Origin of the sequence: Synechocystis sp. CACIAM 05 (assembly GCF_010222815.1) — a bacterium.
GTDB lineage: Bacteria > Cyanobacteriota > Cyanobacteriia > Cyanobacteriales > Microcystaceae > Synechocystis.
The window spans coordinates 65,432-84,788 of the sequence record NZ_CP019225.1; the positions used below are offsets into that span (position 1 = coordinate 65,432).

22 protein-coding genes and 1 other RNA gene are annotated in these 19,357 nt (G+C 49.3%); 13 read left to right on the forward strand and 10 right to left on the reverse strand.

Annotation, left to right across the window (positions count from 1 at the left end; all coding sequences use genetic code 11):
- Positions 1-347 precede the first annotated feature (347 nt).
- Positions 348-2,243, forward strand: coding sequence for a glutamine--fructose-6-phosphate transaminase (isomerizing) (glmS, locus tag BWK47_RS00295; protein WP_162327126.1), 1,896 nt, complete (start codon positions 348-350; stop codon positions 2,241-2,243).
- A 125-nt stretch (positions 2,244-2,368) separates the two neighbouring features.
- A complete protein-coding gene (locus BWK47_RS00300) occupies positions 2,369-2,923 on the forward strand; it encodes a peroxiredoxin (RefSeq protein ID WP_162327127.1) in 555 nt (184 codons plus the stop codon).
- Between the two features lie 29 nt (positions 2,924-2,952).
- Here BWK47_RS00300 and BWK47_RS00305 read toward each other — a convergent pair whose 3' ends face one another.
- The gene (locus BWK47_RS00305; protein ID WP_162327128.1) at positions 2,953-3,753 is read right to left on the reverse strand and encodes an RDD family protein; all 801 of its coding nucleotides are present in this window, start codon (positions 3,751-3,753) and stop codon (positions 2,953-2,955) included.
- A 164-nt stretch (positions 3,754-3,917) separates the two neighbouring features.
- On the opposite strand from BWK47_RS00305, the gene petN reads away from it, so the two are divergent.
- From petN to BWK47_RS00320, 4 genes are all read left to right on the forward strand, one after another.
- Positions 3,918-4,007: a cytochrome b6-f complex subunit PetN gene (petN, locus tag BWK47_RS00310; protein ID WP_010871354.1), complete on the forward strand. Its 90-nt coding sequence runs from the start codon at positions 3,918-3,920 to the stop codon at positions 4,005-4,007.
- A gap of 42 nt (positions 4,008-4,049) precedes the next feature.
- Positions 4,050-4,199: a hypothetical protein gene (locus tag BWK47_RS16760; RefSeq protein WP_010871353.1), complete on the forward strand. Its 150-nt coding sequence runs from the start codon at positions 4,050-4,052 to the stop codon at positions 4,197-4,199.
- 74 nt (positions 4,200-4,273) lie between these two features.
- Positions 4,274-5,263: a metallophosphoesterase family protein gene (locus tag BWK47_RS00315; protein WP_162327129.1), complete on the forward strand. Its 990-nt coding sequence runs from the start codon at positions 4,274-4,276 to the stop codon at positions 5,261-5,263.
- Positions 5,264-5,404: 141 nt separating this feature from the next.
- Positions 5,405-6,970 (forward strand): NAD(P)H-quinone oxidoreductase subunit N, encoded by a 1,566-nt coding sequence (locus BWK47_RS00320; protein WP_162327130.1) that lies wholly within the window; start codon positions 5,405-5,407, stop codon positions 6,968-6,970.
- 220 nt (positions 6,971-7,190) lie between these two features.
- On the opposite strand, the gene psaK is transcribed toward BWK47_RS00320, so the two are convergent.
- The 6 genes from psaK to rnpB form a co-directional block, all read right to left on the reverse strand.
- Positions 7,191-7,451 carry a photosystem I reaction center subunit PsaK gene (gene psaK, locus BWK47_RS00325; RefSeq protein ID WP_010871349.1) on the reverse strand — a complete coding sequence of 87 codons (261 nt, stop codon included), beginning with the start codon at positions 7,449-7,451 and terminating at the stop codon, positions 7,191-7,193.
- 132 nt (positions 7,452-7,583) lie between these two features.
- Entirely contained in the window at positions 7,584-8,369 is a 786-nt protein-coding gene (cobK, locus tag BWK47_RS00330; protein WP_162327131.1) for a precorrin-6A reductase, read from the reverse strand.
- An 11-nt stretch (positions 8,370-8,380) separates the two neighbouring features.
- Complete coding sequence (gene lptB / locus BWK47_RS00335) at positions 8,381-9,139, reverse strand: LPS export ABC transporter ATP-binding protein (protein WP_204250435.1); 759 nt, start codon at positions 9,137-9,139, stop codon at positions 8,381-8,383.
- Between the two features lie 23 nt (positions 9,140-9,162).
- Positions 9,163-9,699, reverse strand: coding sequence for an LptA/OstA family protein (locus BWK47_RS00340; RefSeq protein WP_162327132.1), 537 nt, complete (start codon positions 9,697-9,699; stop codon positions 9,163-9,165).
- A 146-nt stretch (positions 9,700-9,845) separates the two neighbouring features.
- The gene (locus tag BWK47_RS00345) at positions 9,846-10,220 is read right to left on the reverse strand and encodes a DUF1818 family protein (RefSeq protein ID WP_162327133.1); all 375 of its coding nucleotides are present in this window, start codon (positions 10,218-10,220) and stop codon (positions 9,846-9,848) included.
- Positions 10,221-10,295: 75 nt separating this feature from the next.
- Positions 10,296-10,730, reverse strand: an RNA gene (gene rnpB, locus BWK47_RS00350) — RNase P RNA component class A.
- 115 nt (positions 10,731-10,845) lie between these two features.
- Here rnpB and BWK47_RS00355 point away from each other — a divergent pair.
- The 5 genes from BWK47_RS00355 to speB all read left to right on the forward strand — a co-directional run bounded on the left by BWK47_RS00355 (position 10,846) and on the right by speB (position 15,874).
- Positions 10,846-11,742: an amino acid ABC transporter substrate-binding protein gene (locus BWK47_RS00355; RefSeq protein ID WP_162327134.1), complete on the forward strand. Its 897-nt coding sequence runs from the start codon at positions 10,846-10,848 to the stop codon at positions 11,740-11,742.
- Positions 11,743-11,823: 81 nt separating this feature from the next.
- Positions 11,824-13,302, forward strand: a complete 1,479-nt coding sequence (locus BWK47_RS00360; protein WP_237269719.1) for a GH3 family domain-containing protein — start codon at positions 11,824-11,826, stop codon at positions 13,300-13,302.
- Positions 13,303-13,440: 138 nt separating this feature from the next.
- Entirely contained in the window at positions 13,441-14,007 is a 567-nt protein-coding gene (locus BWK47_RS00365) for a photosystem I assembly protein Ycf4 (RefSeq protein ID WP_010871342.1), read from the forward strand.
- A 205-nt stretch (positions 14,008-14,212) separates the two neighbouring features.
- Positions 14,213-14,953, forward strand: a complete 741-nt coding sequence (locus tag BWK47_RS00370) for a peptidylprolyl isomerase (protein ID WP_162327136.1) — start codon at positions 14,213-14,215, stop codon at positions 14,951-14,953.
- A complete protein-coding gene (gene speB / locus BWK47_RS00375) occupies positions 14,954-15,874 on the forward strand; it encodes an agmatinase (RefSeq protein ID WP_162327137.1) in 921 nt (306 codons plus the stop codon). It abuts the gene before it with no gap.
- Positions 15,875-16,001: 127 nt separating this feature from the next.
- Here the strand turns inward: speB and BWK47_RS00380 are convergent, their stop codons facing one another.
- Positions 16,002-16,916: a histone deacetylase family protein gene (locus BWK47_RS00380; protein ID WP_162327138.1), complete on the reverse strand. Its 915-nt coding sequence runs from the start codon at positions 16,914-16,916 to the stop codon at positions 16,002-16,004.
- A gap of 148 nt (positions 16,917-17,064) precedes the next feature.
- Between BWK47_RS00380 and psbM the strand changes: the two genes are divergently transcribed.
- A complete protein-coding gene (gene psbM, locus BWK47_RS00385) occupies positions 17,065-17,172 on the forward strand; it encodes a photosystem II reaction center protein PsbM (protein ID WP_010871338.1) in 108 nt (35 codons plus the stop codon).
- A gap of 116 nt (positions 17,173-17,288) precedes the next feature.
- Here the strand turns inward: psbM and BWK47_RS00390 are convergent, their stop codons facing one another.
- Positions 17,289-18,143 (reverse strand): universal stress protein, encoded by an 855-nt coding sequence (locus BWK47_RS00390; protein WP_162327139.1) that lies wholly within the window; start codon positions 18,141-18,143, stop codon positions 17,289-17,291.
- A gap of 193 nt (positions 18,144-18,336) precedes the next feature.
- Here BWK47_RS00390 and BWK47_RS00395 point away from each other — a divergent pair, with 193 nt between their 5' ends.
- On the forward strand, positions 18,337-18,741 hold the full coding sequence (locus BWK47_RS00395) for an MTH1187 family thiamine-binding protein (protein ID WP_204250436.1): 405 nt from the start codon (positions 18,337-18,339) through the stop codon (positions 18,739-18,741).
- Between the two features lie 82 nt (positions 18,742-18,823).
- Here BWK47_RS00395 and BWK47_RS00400 read toward each other — a convergent pair whose 3' ends face one another.
- Positions 18,824-19,351 (reverse strand): hypothetical protein, encoded by a 528-nt coding sequence (locus BWK47_RS00400; protein WP_162327140.1) that lies wholly within the window; start codon positions 19,349-19,351, stop codon positions 18,824-18,826.
- Between the last annotated feature and the right edge of the window lie 6 nt (positions 19,352-19,357).

The window sequence follows — 19,357 nt, forward strand, 5'->3', positions numbered from 1 at the left end:
TTTTTCTGAATAGTGGACTTAATACCGCCAAATAAATCAATACGCTTTTAATGATGGCGATCGCCGTCTTGGCTATGGCAGACATCAGGGCGAGAAGTGAGAATAGCTTTAAACTGAGCAAAACGGTGTTTCTGTTTATGGTCATAGGTTAGCAATTCCTAAATCCCCCAATGCTATACTGACGTCAGTTTTGGGGATATAGTCCGCCCCTGTGCCAAGTTCCCCCCGAAAGCCCATTACCATACCCAGCTAATTGCCATGGAGGGCGATAGATTTGTCATTGGGCAGAAGGAAAAAGCTAAACTGGAGGGCAATTTGATCATCTTCACTATCATTGGGGAATCTCCATGTGTGGCATCGTTGGTTACATCGGCACCCAAACGGCAGTAAATATCCTCATTGAAGGGCTAGAACGCTTAGAATACAGAGGTTATGACTCCGCCGGCATTGCTACGGTCACCGAAGGAAAAATTGAGTCGGTGCGGGCTAAGGGCAAACTATTTAACCTCAAGGAAAAGCTAGAAAACCACAGCAACTTTTCCCGCCTGGGCATTGGACATACCCGTTGGGCCACCCACGGTAAACCGGAGGAGCATAACGCCCACCCCCACTTGGATAACCAGCAACGCATCGCCGTTGTGCAGAATGGCATCATCGAAAATTATCAAACCCTAAGGGATCAGTTAAAGGAAAAGGGTTACCAGTTTTATTCGGAGACGGACACCGAGGTCATTCCGATTTTGATTGCCGACATCCTTAAGGATTTGCCCAGTGATGATCCAGACGAAGCTCTACTGGAAGCCATTGGCAAGGCCGTACATCAGCTAGAGGGAGCCTTTGCGATCGCCGTTTTAGATGCCCATTGTCCCGAACAACTAATTGTGGCCCGACAGCAAGCACCTTTAATTCTGGGCTTTGGCCAGGGGGAATTCTTTTGTGCGTCCGATGTGACAGCTTTAGTGCACCACACCACCACGGTACTTTCTTTGGAGAATGGAGAAATTGCCAGGTTAACCCCCCTAGGGGTAGAGGTTTACGACTTTAACCTGAAAAGGGTGAGAAAATTACCCCGCACCCTCGATTGGAGTGCCACCACCGTCGAAAAACAGGGCTTTCGGCACTTTATGCTCAAGGAAATCTACGAGCAACCGGCCGTTGTCCGCACTTGTTTGGCCACCTATCTCAATGAACAATGGCGGGCCGCTGACCACCCCAGCCATAGTCCCGTATTCCTAGGTTTAGAGCCCCAGTTGACCAAAAATCTCCAACATATTCAAATTTTGGCCTGTGGTACTAGTTGGCATGCGGGTCTGGTGGGGAAATATTTACTAGAGCAATTGGCCGCCATTCCCACCACAGTGCATTACGCTTCGGAATTTCGCTATGCGGCCCCTCCCCTGACGCCCCACACCCTCACCATTGGCGTGACTCAGTCGGGGGAAACGGCGGATACTTTGGCCGCCCTGGAAATGGAAAAACAGCGACGCCTCACTTTGGAAGACGACTATAAACCCTTAATTTTAGGGATTACCAACCGTCCGGAAAGTACCTTAGCCACCATGGTTAATGAGATTATTAATACCCACGCTGGCATTGAAATTGGGGTAGCTGCTACCAAAACCTTTGTGGCCCAGGTCTTAGCCTTTTATTTTCTCGCCCTGGACATTGCCTTTCAGCGGCACAGCCTGAGCCTGGAAGCCATAGAGCACATCATGGTGGGTCTGCGGCAATTACCCGCCCAAATTGAAACTATTTTGGAACAACAGGGTAGTGCCATTGAAGCCCTAGCCCATGAATTTGCCGAAACTAAAGACTTTATTTTCCTTGGCCGGGGCATTAATTTTCCCATTGCGCTGGAGGGAGCTTTAAAACTCAAGGAAATTAGTTATATCCATGCGGAAGGTTACCCCGCCGGAGAAATGAAACACGGCCCCATTGCCCTCCTGGATGCCAAAGTCCCAGTGGTGGCGATCGCCATGCCGGGTTCAGTCCATGACAAGGTAATTTCCAATGCCCAGGAAGCCAAAGCCAGGGATGCCAGGCTCATCGGGGTGACCCCCATGGACGACAGCCAAGCCCGTTCTGTGTTCGATGATTTATTGCTGGTGCCCCACGTGGAGGAAATGCTTTCCCCTATTGTGGCGGTGATTCCCCTGCAACTCTTGTCCTACCACATTGCCGCCCGCCGGGGGTTAGACGTGGATCAACCCCGCAATTTGGCCAAGTCCGTCACCGTGGAGTAGTTGGTCCCTGAGTTGTTGCGAGTCAATAACAGCAGCCTGCTGTCCCCAAAAAGCTGTGGAACAATAACAGGTAAAGCAATTTATTCCCGCCGGCAACTCGTTGTGGCAAGTTCAAAACATTCCCTATGACAAGCAAAAAATTTTCCTGGCCAAAAAGCATTATTGCTCTACTTTTAACCCTGGGTTTATGGCTAGGATTGGCAGACTTACCCACCTATGCCCTGGGGGGTACCCAACCAGAGTTGGATCAACCCGCGCCCCTGTTTACCCTGCCCAGTACCACCGGAGAAGGGGAAATAAATCTGACTGATTACCGGGGTCAATGGGTGGTTTTATATTTTTACCCCCAGGATTTTACCCCCGGCTGTACCTTGGAAGCCCAACGTTTCCAGCGGGATTTGCCCAAATATCAAGCCCTCAATGCCCAGGTAATTGGGGTAAGTGTGGACGATTTAGATTCCCATGAAGCTTTTTGTGATGCAGAAGGGCTGAAGTTTCCTCTGCTGGCGGACTCCGATGGGACAGTGATCAAAGCTTATGGTTCTTGGCTGAGTGGCATGGCCCTGCGACATACCTACGTCATCGATCCCGACGGTATTTTGCGGGAAAGATTTCTCGGCGTGAGACCCGCCACCCACAGTGAAGAAGTTTTGGCTCGTTTGGCAGAATTACAAGCCTAATTGCCAGTGTTACGGCATTTCCAAAAACTTTACAATTCAAACTTGGGCTTAGTCAGGGTTGTTTGGCGGTCTTGGCAGGCAAGATAAACTGCTTCTAGCAAAACTTCGGGGGGATTATCGGCTAGGGGCGCCGTGAGACGCAACCGGTCTTTTACCTGGCTTGCTAGTCTTACCTCTGCCTGTTGCCTAGCCTTGGGTAGTAAATCTCCCCGTCGGAGTAAATAATCCCGGATCACTAACCAATGGTCCGCTGTAATTCTCTCTAACCCAGGGCATTGTTCTAACTCAGCGGCGAGAATCTTCGCTTGCTCCGGTTGTTGCAGTTTTAGGTGATCGCCTCTTTGATCCCGACTTTCCCGAATCACTAAAGTCCCCGCCAGTAAATCTCCAATGCGTTTTTCCCGCCGGCCAAAAATGATTAATAAAGCGCCGATGTAAAGAAAATCATCAATGGGGCGGAATAAAGCTCTTAAGCTAGCTTCCTGTAAGCCAACGGGGCGGCCATCCCCACGGATTACCCGAATTTTAGCCCTGCGTTTACCGGGGGTTTGACCCTGCCATAGGGTTTCAAAAAAGACAAAATAACCCACATAAACCGCAAAAATGAGAAAAATTTGGATAGCAGTGAGCCAGAGTTGCCATTCCCCGGAGGCGTAGAGGGAAAGGTTATAGGCTAATACCGCCCAAATAATTAGCAAAATTAAAACAACACTTCCCAGGCAGACATAGTCGATCAGCACCGCATAGAGACGATTGCCGATGCCCGCCAAAGTAAATTCCAGTTCTACGCTTTCGGGGGTTTCCACCTGATAATGGTTAAACAAGGCCATGGTTTCTAGCTTTGGGGGAGAAAAAAGGGGATAGAGACAATGATGGTTCCAGGGGAGATTAGCTCGGGCGTTTTGTCCCTGAGGCAAGCTTTAAAATTTTGCCCGATCGCCGTAAGATAAAAGCTGACAAAGCTTGTTTTTATTGGCGTATTTAACAAAAGACTATGGACATTTTGACATTAGGTTGGGTAAGCGTGTTAGTTCTTTTCACCTGGTCCATCAGCATGGTGGTATGGGGTCGGAATGGCTTCTAGGATTAAACCTGGATTTCCTGTTGTTTAAGAGCTTTTGATACCGTGGAAGCAACTCCTACTCCTGTCCTCAACACCCTTTTTTTAGCGGCCCTGGTGATGCTAGTGCTTGTTAGTGGTGGCATTCTCTACCTCACCACCCTGGAATGGCGCGATCGCCGTCGGCAGGATCGGGATAAAAAAATGGGTCGCTAGTTTTTTGAGTAGTTGAAAAGTTTAAGGACGCGGGGGAATTTTACCCTCTTGTGCCACCACCCCTGTGATAACTTATGGGTCTTTCCCGTTTACCGGTGATTGGGTTATTTATTGCCCTGGTCACCATGACTTTTTTGCTAGTTGCCAACTTTCGTCAGACCCCTGCCCCGGTCAGTCTGGCCCAAGAAGTTAACCGCCCAAACATCCCAACCCAGTCCTCCGGGATCGTCGTTGTGGCGGCGGGGGATATTGCCTGTGCGCCGGAAGATCCAGGTTTCAATAACGGTTTGGGCACCTCAGAACGCTGTCAAATGGCGGCCACCGCAGACTTAGTTGCCAGCGCTAATCCCGATCTTGTTTTACCTCTGGGGGATAACCAGTATGAACGGGGGGAGTTAGTTAACTATCAGGCTTCCTATCAGCCCACCTGGGGTAAATTTGACTCCATTAGTCGTCCGGTGCCGGGAAACCACGAATATTACGGCCCCGATAAAAATGCCGCCGATTATTTTGATTATTTCGGCCCAGTAGCCGGCGATCGCCAAAAGGGTTATTACAGCTACGACCAGGGGGATTGGCATTTTATTGCCCTCAATTCCAACTGCGAATACATTGGCGGTTGCGAAATGGGATCGGCTCAACAGCAATGGCTCAAGCAAGATTTAGCCCAAAACAACAAAAACTGTACTTTGGCCTATTGGCACCATCCCCGTTATTCTTCCGGTGTGCACGGTAACCAAAAGCAAATGGCGGACTTATGGCAGACCCTCTACGATGGTGGTGCCGAGTTAGTGCTGTCGGGCCACGACCATCTATACGAAAGATTTGCTCCCCAAAATGCCCAGGGCCAGCTAGATCAAGAAAAAGGATTGAGGCAATTTGTCATTGGTACTGGTGGCAAAAGTCTTTATCCTTTCAAAACTGTGCGCCCTAACAGTGAAGTTCAGGCCATGGGGGTTTATGGAGTGCTGAAAATGGAACTTCAACCCAACAGCTACCGCTGGCAATTCCTAGCGGCCAACACCGACGAATTTCAAGATCAGGGGAAGGATTTGTGTCATTAAAGGGGGCAATTATGCCATTACTGGGGCCCTTTGCCGTGGCCCAAAACTAGGAAAATACTAATAAATTCCATCACCCATTCTAATTCTCCTTTGCGGCAAACCTGCGCTAAGCTTATTCGTGAGCATTTCTCGGTTGTACCTATGGACTTTTCTAGTAACGTTGCAGCGCAACTCAATGCGGGGACGATTTTGCCAGAGGGCATTGTTATTGTCACTCTCCTCCTTGTGCTAATTGTTGATTTGATTGGGGGACGCAAGGTTGCCTTGGCCTTGCCCTACCTGGCGATCGCCGGTTTATTGGTATCGGTGGGTTTGCTAGTTACTTCCTGGTCCATGGCGGATCCCATCGGTTTCATCGGCGCTTTCAATGGAGATAATCTCAGCATTATTTTCCGGGCTATCATTGCCCTGTCCACCGTTGTCACCATTTTAATGTCAGTGCGTTATGTGCAACAAACGGGGACTTCCTTGGCGGAATTCATTGCCATTTTGCTCACGGCTACCTTGGGGGGCATGTTCCTGTCGGCGGCCAACGAGTTGGTGATGGTTTTCATCTCCCTGGAAATGCTCAGTATTTCCTCCTACCTGATGACGGGCTACATGAAGCGGGACCCCCGTTCCAATGAAGCGGCGTTGAAATATTTGCTCATTGGTGCTTCTAGCTCCGCTATTTTCCTTTACGGTCTTTCCCTGCTCTACGGTTTGTCCGGTGGCGAAACCCAGTTGGTATTAATTGCCGAGAAATTAGTTAACGCTGACACTGTGGGTCAATCCCTCGGTTTGGCGATCGCCTTGGTGTTTGTCATTGCTGGTATTGCCTTTAAAATTTCCGCTGTACCCTTCCACCAATGGACCCCCGACGTATATGAAGGTTCTCCCACCCCAGTGGTGGCTTTTCTTTCGGTGGGCTCTAAGGCGGCCGGTTTTGCTGTGGCCATTCGGTTACTAGTGACTGCCTTTGGTGGTATTACCGATGAGTGGCACGTTATTTTCACAGCTCTGGCCGTGTTGAGCATGGTGCTGGGCAACGTGGTGGCTTTAGCCCAAACCAGCATGAAACGGATGTTGGCCTACTCTTCCATCGGTCAAGCAGGCTTTGTGATGATTGGCCTAGTGGCCGGCAGTGAAGATGGTTACGCCAGCATGGTGTTCTACATGCTCATCTATCTGTTTATGAACCTGGGAGCGTTTAGTTGCATTATTCTCTTCACCCTCCGCACTGGCAGTGACCAAATTAGTGATTACGCTGGTCTTTACCACAAAGACCCCTTGTTAACCCTGGGCTTGAGCATTTGTTTATTATCCTTGGGGGGCATTCCTCCTCTGGCGGGCTTTTTCGGCAAAATTTACATCTTCTGGGCCGGTTGGCAATCAGGATTGTACGGCCTAGTTTTGCTCGGTCTGGTCACCAGTGTGGTTTCCATCTACTACTACATCCGGGTGGTTAAAATGATGGTGGTGAAGGAGCCCCAGGAAATGTCCGAAGTAATCAAAAATTACCCGGCCATCAAATGGAATTTACCCGGCATGCGTCCCCTACAGGTGGGCATTGTCGCTACTTTGGTTGCCACTTCCCTGGCAGGTATTCTGGCTAATCCCCTCTTTAACCTCGCCACCGATTCCGTAGTCAGTACCAAGATGTTGCAGACAGCCCTCCAGCAAACAGGAGAAACTCCGGCGATCGCCATTTCTCGTGATCTGCTCTAGGGATAAGCGGAAATATTGCTTGGAAGGCAAAGGCTAATTAGGGTGACCATAAAAACCGATTTAAAGGAGATCTTGGGGGAGATTAACGTCAAACTCAACGATCTCCAATTGTCATTTTCCCTAATCCCTAACAAAAAAGCGATCAGGCTTTTCTTTCAATTACCCGATCGCCTTTGATATTTTCCCAAAGGATAAAAGCTAGTCCATTCAGAATCGAGCCTTAAAGTACTCCCATATTGGCTAGACCCAGAATTACTCCAGCACCGAGGATGTGGCCAAAGCTAGCGGTGCCCAGCACAGCCCCTAAACCAAAGCCTCCAAAGAAGTTGGAGGAAGGCATGGGAGTGCCCACATTTTGTTGTTTGATGGTCAATTTACCAAAGGCGATCGCCAAAATGTTGCAAGCAATCATCACCCCAGCAACTTTGGGGCTCCAGGACAGGGTAGCGGGAACGGCGGTGGCCAACAAAAAGCTATGCATTGAGATTCTCCAGAATAAAGACGATTTTTAAAGGGATAACCCCACGCTAATGGGGGTCTTTAAAAGTCTCATCTTACGGGGACACTTTGCCCCTGGGAAACCACCTTTGCAATACTTAACAAATTTTCGTTTCTAGCTCGACAAATGTCTTTGGCAAAATTGGTTGATCTGGCTTAAATCGTCAGTTATTTGCCCTGGAATAGTCTGGGGACGGGCAATTCTGATCAGATTTACCCCCAACGCTTCCGCCACTTTTTGCTTAACCAATTCTCCCCCCTGGGCACCGGAGGCTTTAGTTACCACCCCTTGAATTTGCCATTGTTGCCACAGGGCTTTTTCCAACGGTTCAGCTATCGGAGGCCGCAAAGCAATGATACGGTCGGAAGTAAACCCAGCGGCGATCGCCTGGTCTAAGGCTTGGGGATAGGGCAAAATGCGGGCGAATAGCACTGCTTGGTCCTGTAGGGGGCTGAAATAGCTCAACCAGCGGGCTCCAACGGTCAATAGCACCCGTTTTCCCATCAAGTAAGGCTGATATTTCCCTGTGGTTAAACTCTGAATATCAGGTACTTCTAAGGTATTTTTTCCCAAAGCCAGGGGCGGCCGCTCAAATCGGATATAGGGAATGTTTTGCTCCCCGGCGATCGCCGTGACGGTGGTAGTAATTTGGGCAGCAAAGGGATGGGACGCATCGACAATGACTGCAATGCTATGGCGTTTTAGAAATTTCGGTATTTCCTGTGGGGTCAGGGCTCCGACGTGAACTATTAAATAGGGATGAATGGGATATAAGTGCCTGGCCTCCGATGTGGTGACTGTCACCAGACAATTTATTCCCTGGGCAATTAACCCTGCGGCTACGGCACGACTATCCACCGTTCCACCAATTAACCAAACGATTGGCAGGCTATCTACCATGAGTTGAGTACTTACAACTGGAATTTTTCACCCAAATAATATTGTCGTACCAAGGGATTTTCCGATAACTCCCCGGCACTACCGGAAGCCAGAATTTGCCCGTCCCGCATAATGTAACCCCGGTTAGTAATAGCTAGGGTTTCCCGCACATTATGGTCGGTGATTAAAATGCCCATATTTCGTTCCCGCAACTGGGCAATGATAGTTTGAATTTCCGCCACGGCAATGGGGTCAACCCCCGCAAAAGGTTCATCTAAAAGCAAAAATTGTGGTCCTTCCACCCCGATCGCCAGGGCCCGGGCTAACTCAGTGCGCCGCCGTTCTCCCCCAGAAATTTGCGAACCTTGGGTGTTAGCCACTTTTTCCAGGCGGAATTCCGCCAATAACTGCTCAAGCCGATGTTTCCGTAGGGGAGGCGAAACCCCTGTTTGTTCTAGGGCAAGGAGAATGTTATCCCGCACACTCAACTGCCGAAAGACGCTGGCTTGTTGAGTCAGGTAACCTAAACCGAGATGGGCCCGCTGGTTCAGGGGCAAATTAGTTATGTCCCGCTGGTGGAGCCACACCCGCCCTGTATTCGGCTTTACCAATCCCGTGGCAATGTAAAAAGTGGTGGTTTTTCCCGCTCCGTTAGGCCCGAGTAAGCCGACAATTTCTCCGGGAGCGACCTGGGCGTTGACCCGATTGACCACACAACGCTTGCCGTAGAGTTTATGGATATTTTCTAAAACTAAGGTCACGATCGCCGTTCTCGCTAAAAAGCCTGTCACCGAATGCCGTTAGTATCCCACAGCTAAGAACCCAGGGGCGGCAAATCTGGCAGGGTATCACCGGGGAGGGGATTGGGACCAGTGGGGGCGGGGCCGGCTGGACTTTGGGACTCTTCCACTAGATAAATGGATTCCACCTGTTGATTTGCTTGGGGGTTAGCAACAAAACGCCCTTCGTCCACTAAATAGGTCATGGTTTCCGCCCGCATGCTGTTGCCGTCCTGGAGCACATAGACGTTGCCACTAAGGACTAAACGTCTCTCCTGGGAAAAATATTGGGCCTGGGCCGCCGTTGCTTGCAAATTCCGCGCAGGATAGTAAACCTGAACGTTTCCCCTAGCGGTCACCACCCCCGTTTGGGAATTGGCCTCTTGGATATCAGAGCGGACGGTCATGGGACTAGAAGGGGCCGTTTGGGCCACCACCGAGGAATTGACGTTGACGGGCAGGGAAGACAAGCTCCCTAGGGAGGCCATGGCGACCGCCAACCAACCCCAGTGACGAGATAGCAAATGGGAGGGGGAAAAACGTTGAGGGAATACCATGGGCAAACGAACCATAATCGCTAACAGGCAAGCTTAGGGAAGAAAGCAGGGGAAGATTGTCAACCCAATAAAGCTAGTGTAGCGAATTGGGGCAATCTGTTTGGGTCGCTAAGGTCAGAAATTCATCCTCCACCCCTGGGTTTTGGACGTTCACCGTGGGTTTAGGTTTCCCCTGGGTCAAAGGACTGCAAACTGTTTAACAATGCCGGTACCATCGCCGGTGGCCAGCCGCCCTCTGCTTTACGCCCCTGGCACAAAATAAACCTCAATTCATAGGCGTGGGCATAACCCTCAATTTCTATCCACACCAATTCACTACTCAGTTCGCAACAAATTTTTTCCTCCTCCATTAACTCGTCGGCGATCGCCGTGACGGTCTGGGCCAACTCCCTACTCAAGCGATGGAAATCGGCAAACTCATCTTGGGTCAACTCCAAAGCCCAATCCTCTGACCCCAGCAAAAAAGGAAAAGTCTCGGCATTGGGATCAAAGCCCCAGCGCCAGCCAGGCCCTTCTTGAATCTTTCTGACTTTCACTCTGCTCTAGTTCGACAAACAATCAACGACAAATAACAAATTTTCTGGATTTGCACGGGCAAACCCTTCAAAGAAAAAAGAGAGTTAGTCGTAAGCCGGGTTCTGTTCCAGGATGCGAGGCACCCTTGGGGAGTTATCTATCTGGGAAATTTGTTACCAAATTCCTCAAGCGGTTCCACCAATCATGGGGCAGGAAAAAGACCAACCTTTGCCCCTCCGACCTTGCTTCCAACCGGGGTTTACCGAGCCAGTACCTCTCGATACTGCTGGTGCGCTCTTACCGCACCTTTGCACCCTTACCCTTTTCAGTGGTCAGTTACCAGTTAGTCAGCAGAAAAACTCTGTTAACTGTTTACTGGTTGCTGTTTTCTAAAAAGGGCGGTATTTTTCTGTGGCACTATCCTCACGCTCGCGCGCACTGGGCGTTACCCAGCAAGTTTGGCCTTTGGGAAGCCCGGACTTTCCTCAGATTCCCTGTGACAGGAATCCGCAACTCCCGCCCTAACTCTCTTTTTCTAGTGTGCCATTGATTAGAGCCATAGGCCGCTGTGGTTTCTGGTCCCAATTAATTGAAACTTCATTGCCCCCTCCATAGTCTTGGGAAATTGGTGCTAGGAGTTGACCAATGAAAAAATTTGCCTGTTTAGCCTTGTCTGTATTACTCAGTGGAGCCGCGAGCTTACCCAGTTGGGCAGGGGAAGTATTGGACCGCATTGAACAAACGGGGGTGATTAATGCCGGCACTAGAAAGGATGCGGTGCCCTTCGCCTACGTTGATGACCAGGGGCAATGGGTGGGTTTTTCCATTGATCTGCTGGAATTGATTCGCCAGGAAGCGGAAGTCAGACTGGGTAAACCAATCAAGTTAAACATGGTGGAAGCCACCGCCGATAATCGTTTTGACTTGATTACCAATCAGACCATTGATTTAGAATGTGCTTCTTCCACCTTCACCTGGAATAGAACGGCAGTGGTGGATTTTTCGGTCAGTTACTTTGCCGATGGCACCAAAATCATGACCGGGGTAGATAGTGATCTAGAATCCGCCGATTCCCTAGCGGGCCGGGCGATCGGGGTTATTCCCGACACCACCAATGCCAAAGCTATTCTCGACTTTCAACCGGGGGCAACCATCGTTGAAGTTAAAGACCAGGCCGATGGCATGGCCAAGCTTGAAGCTGGAGAAATCGAAGCTTTTGCTGGGGATGGCATTGTTTTGGCAGGATTGAAAAAAACCTCTGATAATCCCCAACAGTGGAAAGTGGTGCCTAATTTTCCCTATCAGTACGAAGCCTATGCCTGTTTATTACCCAAAGATGATTCTGACTGGCGCAATTTGGTCAACTACAGCCTAGTCAAATATATGGAAGGGGTAATCAGCGATCAGACCGCAGCGGTGGAAATTTACGAGCGTTGGTTTGATGAAGAAACTGGCGTTGCGCCCTATCCCCGGGAAACGATCAACGATTATTACCAAGGCATTGTGGATAGTTTTGAGTGGATTCCCATTATTAGCTATTAGCAATTATTAGCAAAGCTTAAAGTGGGAGTTAGTTTGCCCCAGCCCTTCATAAGAAGGAATGATCAAATTAAGCCGTTCCTAATGCATAATTTCCTTTTAAGGGCTAGCAAGTATCTATTGCAACCAGCTTTTAATAGTTTTAATAAAGCATTACATCAGCCTGACGTTGAACAAGAGCGGTTAAAAACTAAAATTATTCAGCGCCTAACTCACACCCGTTATGGCCAATCTTTGGGGATCACTAAAGACTCTCCTTGGTCGGCTATTCCCGTAGTTAGCTATGATGATTTTTTTTCCTGGTTAGAACAACAGCAAACCTCACCTAAACAATCAATAATTACCAACGAAAAGATTCATTATTGGCAACAAACTTCGGGCAGTTCTGGCGCGATTAAACAAATTCCCTACACCCATGGTTTACTGACTGCATTTACCTCCATGTTTGCGGTTTGGGCCTATGACCTGCTCCACCATGGCCCAGATTTTCGCACAGGTAAAACCTATGCTTGTGTTTCTCCTACCTTTGGCGATCGCCCTGGAGGCATTGATGACACGGACTATTTGACGGGGCCTCTGCGCTGGCTTAGTGGTCATTTTTTGGTGCGGGTAGGTAATCATTTTCCTGACGGAGACACTTTTCGTTGGGCTTTGGCCTTAGCTTTATTGCAAAATCCAGACTTAGAAATTATTTCCCTTTGGAGTCCAACTTTTTTGACAGTGCAATTAACGTTTATGGCCCAGCACCGTCAGGCCCTGATCACGGCCCTTGGCGATCGTCTGGATGACACAAGACGAAAAGCACTAGAAACAGATCCCATTGATTGGCTAAAAATCTGGCCAAAATTAAAACTAATTTCCTGTTGGGATCAATTATTTGCCAGGGAACCAGCTAGGGCTTTACAGACTTATTTTCCCGGAGTATTTATCCAAGGAAAAGGCTTATTGGCCACGGAAGCTCCCATTACTATTCCTCTAATTAAAGCTGGGGGATTTGTGCCCTTAGTGAACCAAATTGTGTTGGAATTTATGACCGCTGATGGCACCATTGTTGACTTGTGCAAAGTGCAAACAGGGCAAACTTATCAATTAATTATTTCCACTTTGGGGGGACTATACCGTTATCGCCTTGGCGATCGCCTGCAGGTATCCCATTGGTATGCCAAAACCCCTTGCCTGGCTTTGGTGGGTAGGGGCGATCGGGTGAGTGACTTGGTGGGAGAAAAACTAACCGAAGAATTTGTGGCTGAAACCCTTAATAATCTTGGCTTAGTTGGTAACATTGGTCTTTGCTTCCTAGTGCCAGTCCCAGGAACCCAACCCCATTACGTTTTGTACCTATCTTCCGGGGCAATGATGGCGATCGCCGGAGAGGAATCAACATTGGCCCAGCAAATAGACAACGGGCTCCAACGTAGTTTTCATTACCGTCGGGCTCGACAATTGGCCCAGTTAGGGCCGGTGCAAGTGATAACGGATAATTATCCCCCTTGGTTAACCCAGGGGCGTTGGGGAGATGAAAAAAGTTATTGCCTCCGTATTCCCCCTGCTGGGACCGTTTGAAAAACCCCCCGACCACCAAAATTTCAAAGAAATTAGACCCAAGTCCCCCCAAGGCGATCGCCCTATCATCCTAGCCCCTAGCCCTGATGGGGTAAAATTCAATGGTTAGTTTCGTTGTAATTATTGTTAGAGAAATACATGGGTGGACAGACGCTCGCAGAATCTTCCCAAGTTTTGCGCCAAGAAGTATTGGGAGCCCGCCGCTTCAGCAACTTTTTCTGGGCTGGAATTTCTACCATTGGTGGTGTCGGTTTCCTGTTGGCCGGCCTTTCTAGCTACTTTGGCAAAAATCTTTTGATTGTTAGTGACACCACCGGACTGCAGTTTATTCCCCAGGGTGTGGCGCTACTTTTCTACGGTGTGGCCGGCAGCACAGTGGCAGGCTATCTCTGGCTAACCATGGCTCTAAATGTCGGCAGTGGTTACAACGAATTCAATAAAAAGTCAGGGCAAGTGACCATTTTCCGTTGGGGCTTCCCTGGCAAGAACCGCCGCATTGAGTTGATCAATAAAATTGCCGATGTCCAGGCGGTAAAGGCAGAAATTAAAGAAGGCGTTAACCCCAAACGCTCCCTATACCTCAAAGTCAAACAGCGAAGAGATATTCCCCTCACCAGGGCCGGCCAACCCATTTCGCTCTCCCAATTGGAAAACCAGGGGGCTGAGTTAGCCCGCTTTCTAGGAGTACCCCTAGAAGGTTTGTAAATTGCCATTCCCGTGCTGTCAGATTTCACTACCAAGAACACCAAATTCAGGGCAGAAACGGGGGTTTGTTATGTTCAATTGGTCCCCATTTCCCCTAGAAAGTTATCTAAAGTGGACTAAGGTTCCTAACAAGGACTTTAAAGTTGGTTAATTTACATAAACGATGAAAGGCATTTGCCATTAGCAATTACGGAGATTAGATTTTATGAGGATTTTACCGAATATCAGCCGAGCCACTTGGTTTGTGGGCATCTTTTTTATCGTCAACATTTTACTGACTGCCTGCAATCAGCCCTCTGCCAATTCTTCAGCCGAGCCTTCCCCCACGGAAACCAACAGCCCAGTGGCCCAGGTAACAACGGATCCATATAAAGACTATAAGCCTCGCTTAAATGGCAAAGCCACTGTGGAAATGATGGTTAATGGCCAACCAATCATCATTGAAGTGGATGGGGAAAATGCGCCGATTACCGCCGGTAACTTTGTTGACTTAGTGGAACAGGGCTTCTACAACAGTTTAACTTTCCACAGGGTGGTAGATGGTTTTGTGGCCCAGGGGGGAGACCCCAAAGGTGACGGTACGGGGGGTTATGTGGATAAAAACACCCAACGTCCCCGCAATATTCCCTTGGAGATTAAGGTGGACCCTGCAGTAGAAAATGCACCAGAAACCCCGGTCTACAGTCGAGCCTTGGGCAATCAAGCTGGATTTCCGGTGATGCTGCCCCACAAAACCGGCGCTGTGGCCATGGCCCGCTCCCAAATGTTAGACTCCGCTTCTTCCCAGTTTTATTTCACCCTGTCCGATGAAACGGGATTTTTAGACGGTGATTATGCTGTGTTTGGTTACGTCACCCAGGGTATGGACGTAGTGCTGAAGATCAAACAGGGGGACAAGATTCAGTCCGCCAAGGTAATTACAGGGCAAAATAACTTAGAAAAATAGATGCATAGTCCTAATAAATTTACCTCTGGGCCCAAACAGTTTCTGGAGTCGGAAGCTATTACCTCCTATGCGGATGCTGCTGTGGTGGTGGTGCCCATTCCCTATGAGGCAACTACTTCCTACCGTAAGGGCTGTGAGCATGGCCCTGAGGCGGTGCTAGAAGCTTCGGACCAGTTGGAAGCCTATGACGAAGAGTTGGGCACTTCCCCTTGTCATGATTTGGGCATTTACACCTGTGCTCCCCTGGCGGATAGCAATAAGCATCCCGCTTTGGCTGGAGAAGCAATGGTAACGGAGGTTTGTGACGGCATTGGCCCCTTTGTGGAAGACGGTAAATTTGTGGTGGCGATTGGTGGGGAACATGCCATTACCACTGGGGTGGTGCGCGCTATGCAAAGGGGGACATCGGAACCGTTTACGGTGGTGCAAATTGACGCCCATGGGGATATGCGGGACAAATTTGAAGGTTCCCAACATAACCATGCCTGTGTAATGCGTCGGGTGTTGGAATTGGGCTTGCCCACTTTACCGATCGCCATCCGGGCCATTTGTCAGGAAGAGGCAGATTTGATTCGGGAAAAAAATATTCCTGTGTTTTGGGCCAGGGAAATGGCCGATAATCCCCATTGGATTGACCAGGCGATCGCCAGCATCACCACACAAAAAGTCTTTCTCACCATTGATATGGACGGTTTTGATCCGGGGTTTATGCCGGGGGTCGGCACCCCTGAACCGGGGGGACTAGGTTGGTATGAAGGGTTAAAATTTTTCCGCCGTCTTTTTCAAACCAAGCAAGTAATTGGTTGCGACTTGATGGAACTGGCCCCGGTGCGAGGCTCGGTGGTGTCGGAATTTTCTACCGCTAAACTAGCCTATAAGTTGATGGGTTATTGGGGAGAGTCCCAACGGAAAAAACTCTAGCTGTTCTCTGTTGTCAAAAATCTCCCTGAAGTTTAGGAAAAAAAGAATAAAAGTCTCCCACAGACCCAAAGGAGGACAGAGCAAAACTCGCCCCACGGATTCCAAACCTTGCCGGGGTCAAACTCTCTTAAAACAATAAAGGCTTGAGGGTTTCCACCACGGATTTGGCCAGGGTCGGCAAATGGTAGCCCCCTTCCAGTCCTAAAACCGGATAGGGAGATATTTCCATCAGATAATGGGTCATCATGCCGTAATCCTCCGGAATTAGGTTCATATAAGCCAAGGGATCGGAGTGGTTAGCATCATAACCAGCACTCACCAAGAGTAAATCCGGCTTCACTTGCCGTAAAAACGGGAGAGCTTTATTTTCAAACGCCTCCCGATAAACTTTGCCATCCCCCCCTGGTTTGAGGGGAATATTAAGCACATTGTCGTGTTGACCCCGATCGCCAGCGGCCCCTGTGCCGGGATAGCAGGGAAATTGGTGCAGGGAACAATAGAAAATCCGGGGGTTATGGTCCACCAATGCTTCAGTGCCATTGCCATGGTGTACGTCCCAATCTACGATGGCTACCCGCTCCACCCCTGGTCTAGTTAAGGCGTAATGGGCGGCGATCGCCACATTGTTGAGCAAACAAAAACCCATACCCGTGTTACGAATAGCATGGTGCCCAGGGGGACGGGCCAACACAAACACCGCCTCCCGTTGATTTAAGACATGGTCAACCCCATCTAGCCAGGCCCGCACCGCCAAGCGGGCTACATCATAGCTCTGGGGAGAAACATGGGTATCGGCATCGAGGGAACCGCCCCCTAGCTCAGCCAATTTCGCCAATTTGTTTAAATATTCCTGGCTATGGCATCGGAGGATGTATGAATCTAAATTCCACGTCACCGGGGAAGGCTTTTGCCAATGGAGGTAATTCGCTCCGGGCATCTTCCGTAAAGCAGTGGCGATCGCCGTCAGTCGGGCCGGACACTCGGGGTGGGTGGGGCCAGTTTCGTGGCGCAAAAACTCTGCGCTGTAGATAATAGCGACCATGGTAAGTGGTGGTGGATAGTAAAATTAGGCGGAGAAGGCGGAGCAAAAAGTTTGGCCAGCCCTTCAGCCATTGCCCCAGGGCGATGACCCACCAATGCTATTCTAGGTAGGGTATTGAGCCAAATTTAAGATCGAGGCAGTTTAGGCTATGCAAGTTAATAATCTCGGCTTTATAGCAAGTATTTTATTTGTGTTGGTGCCAACGGTTTTCCTGTTGATCCTGTTTATTCAAACCGGGAAACAAAGCGAAAGCTAAGCCTTGGTTAACCATTGTCAAATTGTCAAACAGAACAGAGTCAGGGGCGGAGTTGATCCAGCCCCTTTTTTTGCCGATAGTTAAACCCTGGGTAAATATTTCGCCTTTAATTGAAATTAGATCCCTTCTTTGCGAGTTAGTAACACCGGACAGGGGGCATTGACCCGAATATAGTCCGACAGGGAAGTGCCCAATAGTCGGTCCAAGTCCGGCAAACTCTTGGCAATGGAGGGCCGGCGATCGGGGGAACCCAACAGCATCAAGTCAGCATTGTAATCCTCCGCCAATTCGCATAGTTTTTCCCCTGGCTTACCCCCCGTTACGGTGCAACGATAGGCAATACCCAAGCGCTTCGCCTTGGCGATCGCCGGAGCTAGGACGGGATTTTCCTCAATTTCTTGCCGGGAAAGGGGTAGTAGATCCGGTTTGAGGTCAGGGTTCACCCGAGCTAGAATTAATTCCCCTTCCGGATAATCCCGCAAAAGCTCCAGGGCTAGTTCCAACGCATACTCCGCCGCCGCTGACTTATCCAGGGCCACCATGACCCGTTTAATGCGCTTAACGTAAATATCGTCCTTCACCAACAACATGGGGTGATTGGTCAGTTGAAATACATACTGACTAACGGAATTTTCTAGAATGGCTTCCAACCGCTTCAAGCCCCGGGAACCCATAATAATTAGGTCCGCATCAATTTCATTGGCCACATCACACACCACCCCCTTGGGATCCCCTTGGCGCAACACGGTAGAAACCTTACTGGGCTCGATGGCCACATCTTCCAACAAATCCGCCAGGATCTTACCCCCCTCGGCCCATTTTTCCGTAAATGCCTCCGTGGTAATTTGGGGCGGAACCACGTGCAAAATGGTGATTGATGCCTTTTGCACCGCCGGAAAATCCATCATGACCTTGAGCATTTCTTGGGTTTGGCTGGTGCCAGAATCTGCGTATAAAATTTTGCTAAGCATGATAATTGAGTTCCTTGAATCGATTCAGGGAGAGCTCCACCGTGCCATGGAGATTGATAACGGCAAGCCCTCCTCGGTTAAGCCTTATCCCTTCAGAATAAGGCCAATGCAAGCGCAGAAATTTAACGACTTGTTGCGGACTTTCTCAGCCTTGGTGGGCCATGGTTCTATGGGGACTCCAAACCCAATGCCCATGTCAACAGCTAGCCCTACTCCCCAATTGACGGCGGGAGTATGTCAAAATCTAGGGAAATTTGAGATTGTCGTCAGCCATTACCGACGAGTGAACGCTATGAACGTGATTGTAGATTTATGTGTTGTCCCCCTGGGTGTGGGGGTTTCTGTGGGTCAATATGTGGCTGCTTGCCAGAAAGTGTTGACAGAAGCGGGGCTGAAACATACCATGCATGCCTACGGCACCAACATTGAAGGGGATTGGGACGAAGTTTTTGCCGCAGTTAAGGCTTGTCATGAAGCTGTTCATGCCCTGGGAGCCCCCCGCATTACTTCCAGCATGCGTTTTGGTACCCGCACTGATCGCCCCCAAACCATGGATGAAAAGGTGAAAAGTGTGGAAACATGGCTGGAAAATTCTTAGACGGGCAATGGTGGGAAAGCCAAAGTTAATTGCTAATTCTGTCTAGCCAAGGTGAATTTTAGTTTTTAACCCGTCAACTTAGTTAACTTTCGGGCTCCGTTGCTTGTAGCTCTACTAGATAACTGCCCCATTTTTCCTCGTTAGTGCGGGGGTCAATGTCTTTTTTTAACAACCGCCAACTTTTGCCCTCACTTTGCCGTTGCAGGTAAACATCAAAGGGATTCTGTTTTTGGGTCACTGTTTGCCGGGGCAGAATTAACTTTAAGTCATATCCCCCAGTGAGGTGATAGGCCGGTAAATTATCCACGGCGATCGCCTCAATATTTTTGACATTGATTTTACTAATTTCAAAATCTGGGGTCGGGGCGTTTAAATGTTGGCTCAGGGCAGTTTGGGTACGATTAAGTTGGAAAGTAATTACTTGCTGTACCACCGCACCGTCAGGGGCAAATTCCAAAGGGGGCAGGGCACTTTGACAGGCATTTAAACTGAAGCAAATCAAACCAAGGGTTAACCAATTTAGCAATCGATGCCGATAAAAATCGATTAGGTTAACGCTGAAACTCTGCCAAGGCTGAAGGATTTGCTTGCCCGAAAGTGATTTTTGCATAAACAA

Bases quoted from the DNA above. Each gene is read 5' to 3' on its own strand.
- glmS (WP_162327126.1), top strand. From the start codon at position 348: ATGTGTGGCATCGTTGGTTACATCGGCACCCAAACGGCAGTAAATATC.
- BWK47_RS00340 (WP_162327132.1), bottom strand. From the start codon at position 9,699: ATGGTTCGTTTGCCCATGGTATTCCCTCAACGTTTTTCCCCCTCCCAT.
- speB (WP_162327137.1), top strand. From the start codon at position 14,954: ATGCATAGTCCTAATAAATTTACCTCTGGGCCCAAACAGTTTCTGGAG.
- BWK47_RS00355 (WP_162327134.1), top strand. From the start codon at position 10,846: ATGAAAAAATTTGCCTGTTTAGCCTTGTCTGTATTACTCAGTGGAGCC.
- petN (WP_010871354.1), top strand. From the start codon at position 3,918: ATGGACATTTTGACATTAGGTTGGGTAAGCGTGTTAGTTCTTTTCACC.
- BWK47_RS00370 (WP_162327136.1), top strand. From the start codon at position 14,213: ATGAGGATTTTACCGAATATCAGCCGAGCCACTTGGTTTGTGGGCATC.
- BWK47_RS00380 (WP_162327138.1), bottom strand. From the start codon at position 16,916: ATGGTCGCTATTATCTACAGCGCAGAGTTTTTGCGCCACGAAACTGGC.
- BWK47_RS00365 (WP_010871342.1), top strand. From the start codon at position 13,441: ATGGGTGGACAGACGCTCGCAGAATCTTCCCAAGTTTTGCGCCAAGAA.
- BWK47_RS00305 (WP_162327128.1), bottom strand. From the start codon at position 3,753: ATGGCCTTGTTTAACCATTATCAGGTGGAAACCCCCGAAAGCGTAGAA.
- BWK47_RS00390 (WP_162327139.1), bottom strand. From the start codon at position 18,143: ATGCTTAGCAAAATTTTATACGCAGATTCTGGCACCAGCCAAACCCAA.
- psbM (WP_010871338.1), top strand. From the start codon at position 17,065: ATGCAAGTTAATAATCTCGGCTTTATAGCAAGTATTTTATTTGTGTTG.
- BWK47_RS00315 (WP_162327129.1), top strand. From the start codon at position 4,274: ATGGGTCTTTCCCGTTTACCGGTGATTGGGTTATTTATTGCCCTGGTC.
- BWK47_RS00400 (WP_162327140.1), bottom strand. From the start codon at position 19,351: ATGCAAAAATCACTTTCGGGCAAGCAAATCCTTCAGCCTTGGCAGAGT.
- BWK47_RS00320 (WP_162327130.1), top strand. From the start codon at position 5,405: ATGGACTTTTCTAGTAACGTTGCAGCGCAACTCAATGCGGGGACGATT.
- BWK47_RS00360 (WP_237269719.1), top strand. From the start codon at position 11,824: ATGCATAATTTCCTTTTAAGGGCTAGCAAGTATCTATTGCAACCAGCT.
- BWK47_RS00395 (WP_204250436.1), top strand. From the start codon at position 18,337: ATGTCAACAGCTAGCCCTACTCCCCAATTGACGGCGGGAGTATGTCAA.
- BWK47_RS00300 (WP_162327127.1), top strand. From the start codon at position 2,369: ATGACAAGCAAAAAATTTTCCTGGCCAAAAAGCATTATTGCTCTACTT.
- psaK (WP_010871349.1), bottom strand. From the start codon at position 7,451: ATGCATAGCTTTTTGTTGGCCACCGCCGTTCCCGCTACCCTGTCCTGG.
- cobK (WP_162327131.1), bottom strand. From the start codon at position 8,369: ATGGTAGATAGCCTGCCAATCGTTTGGTTAATTGGTGGAACGGTGGAT.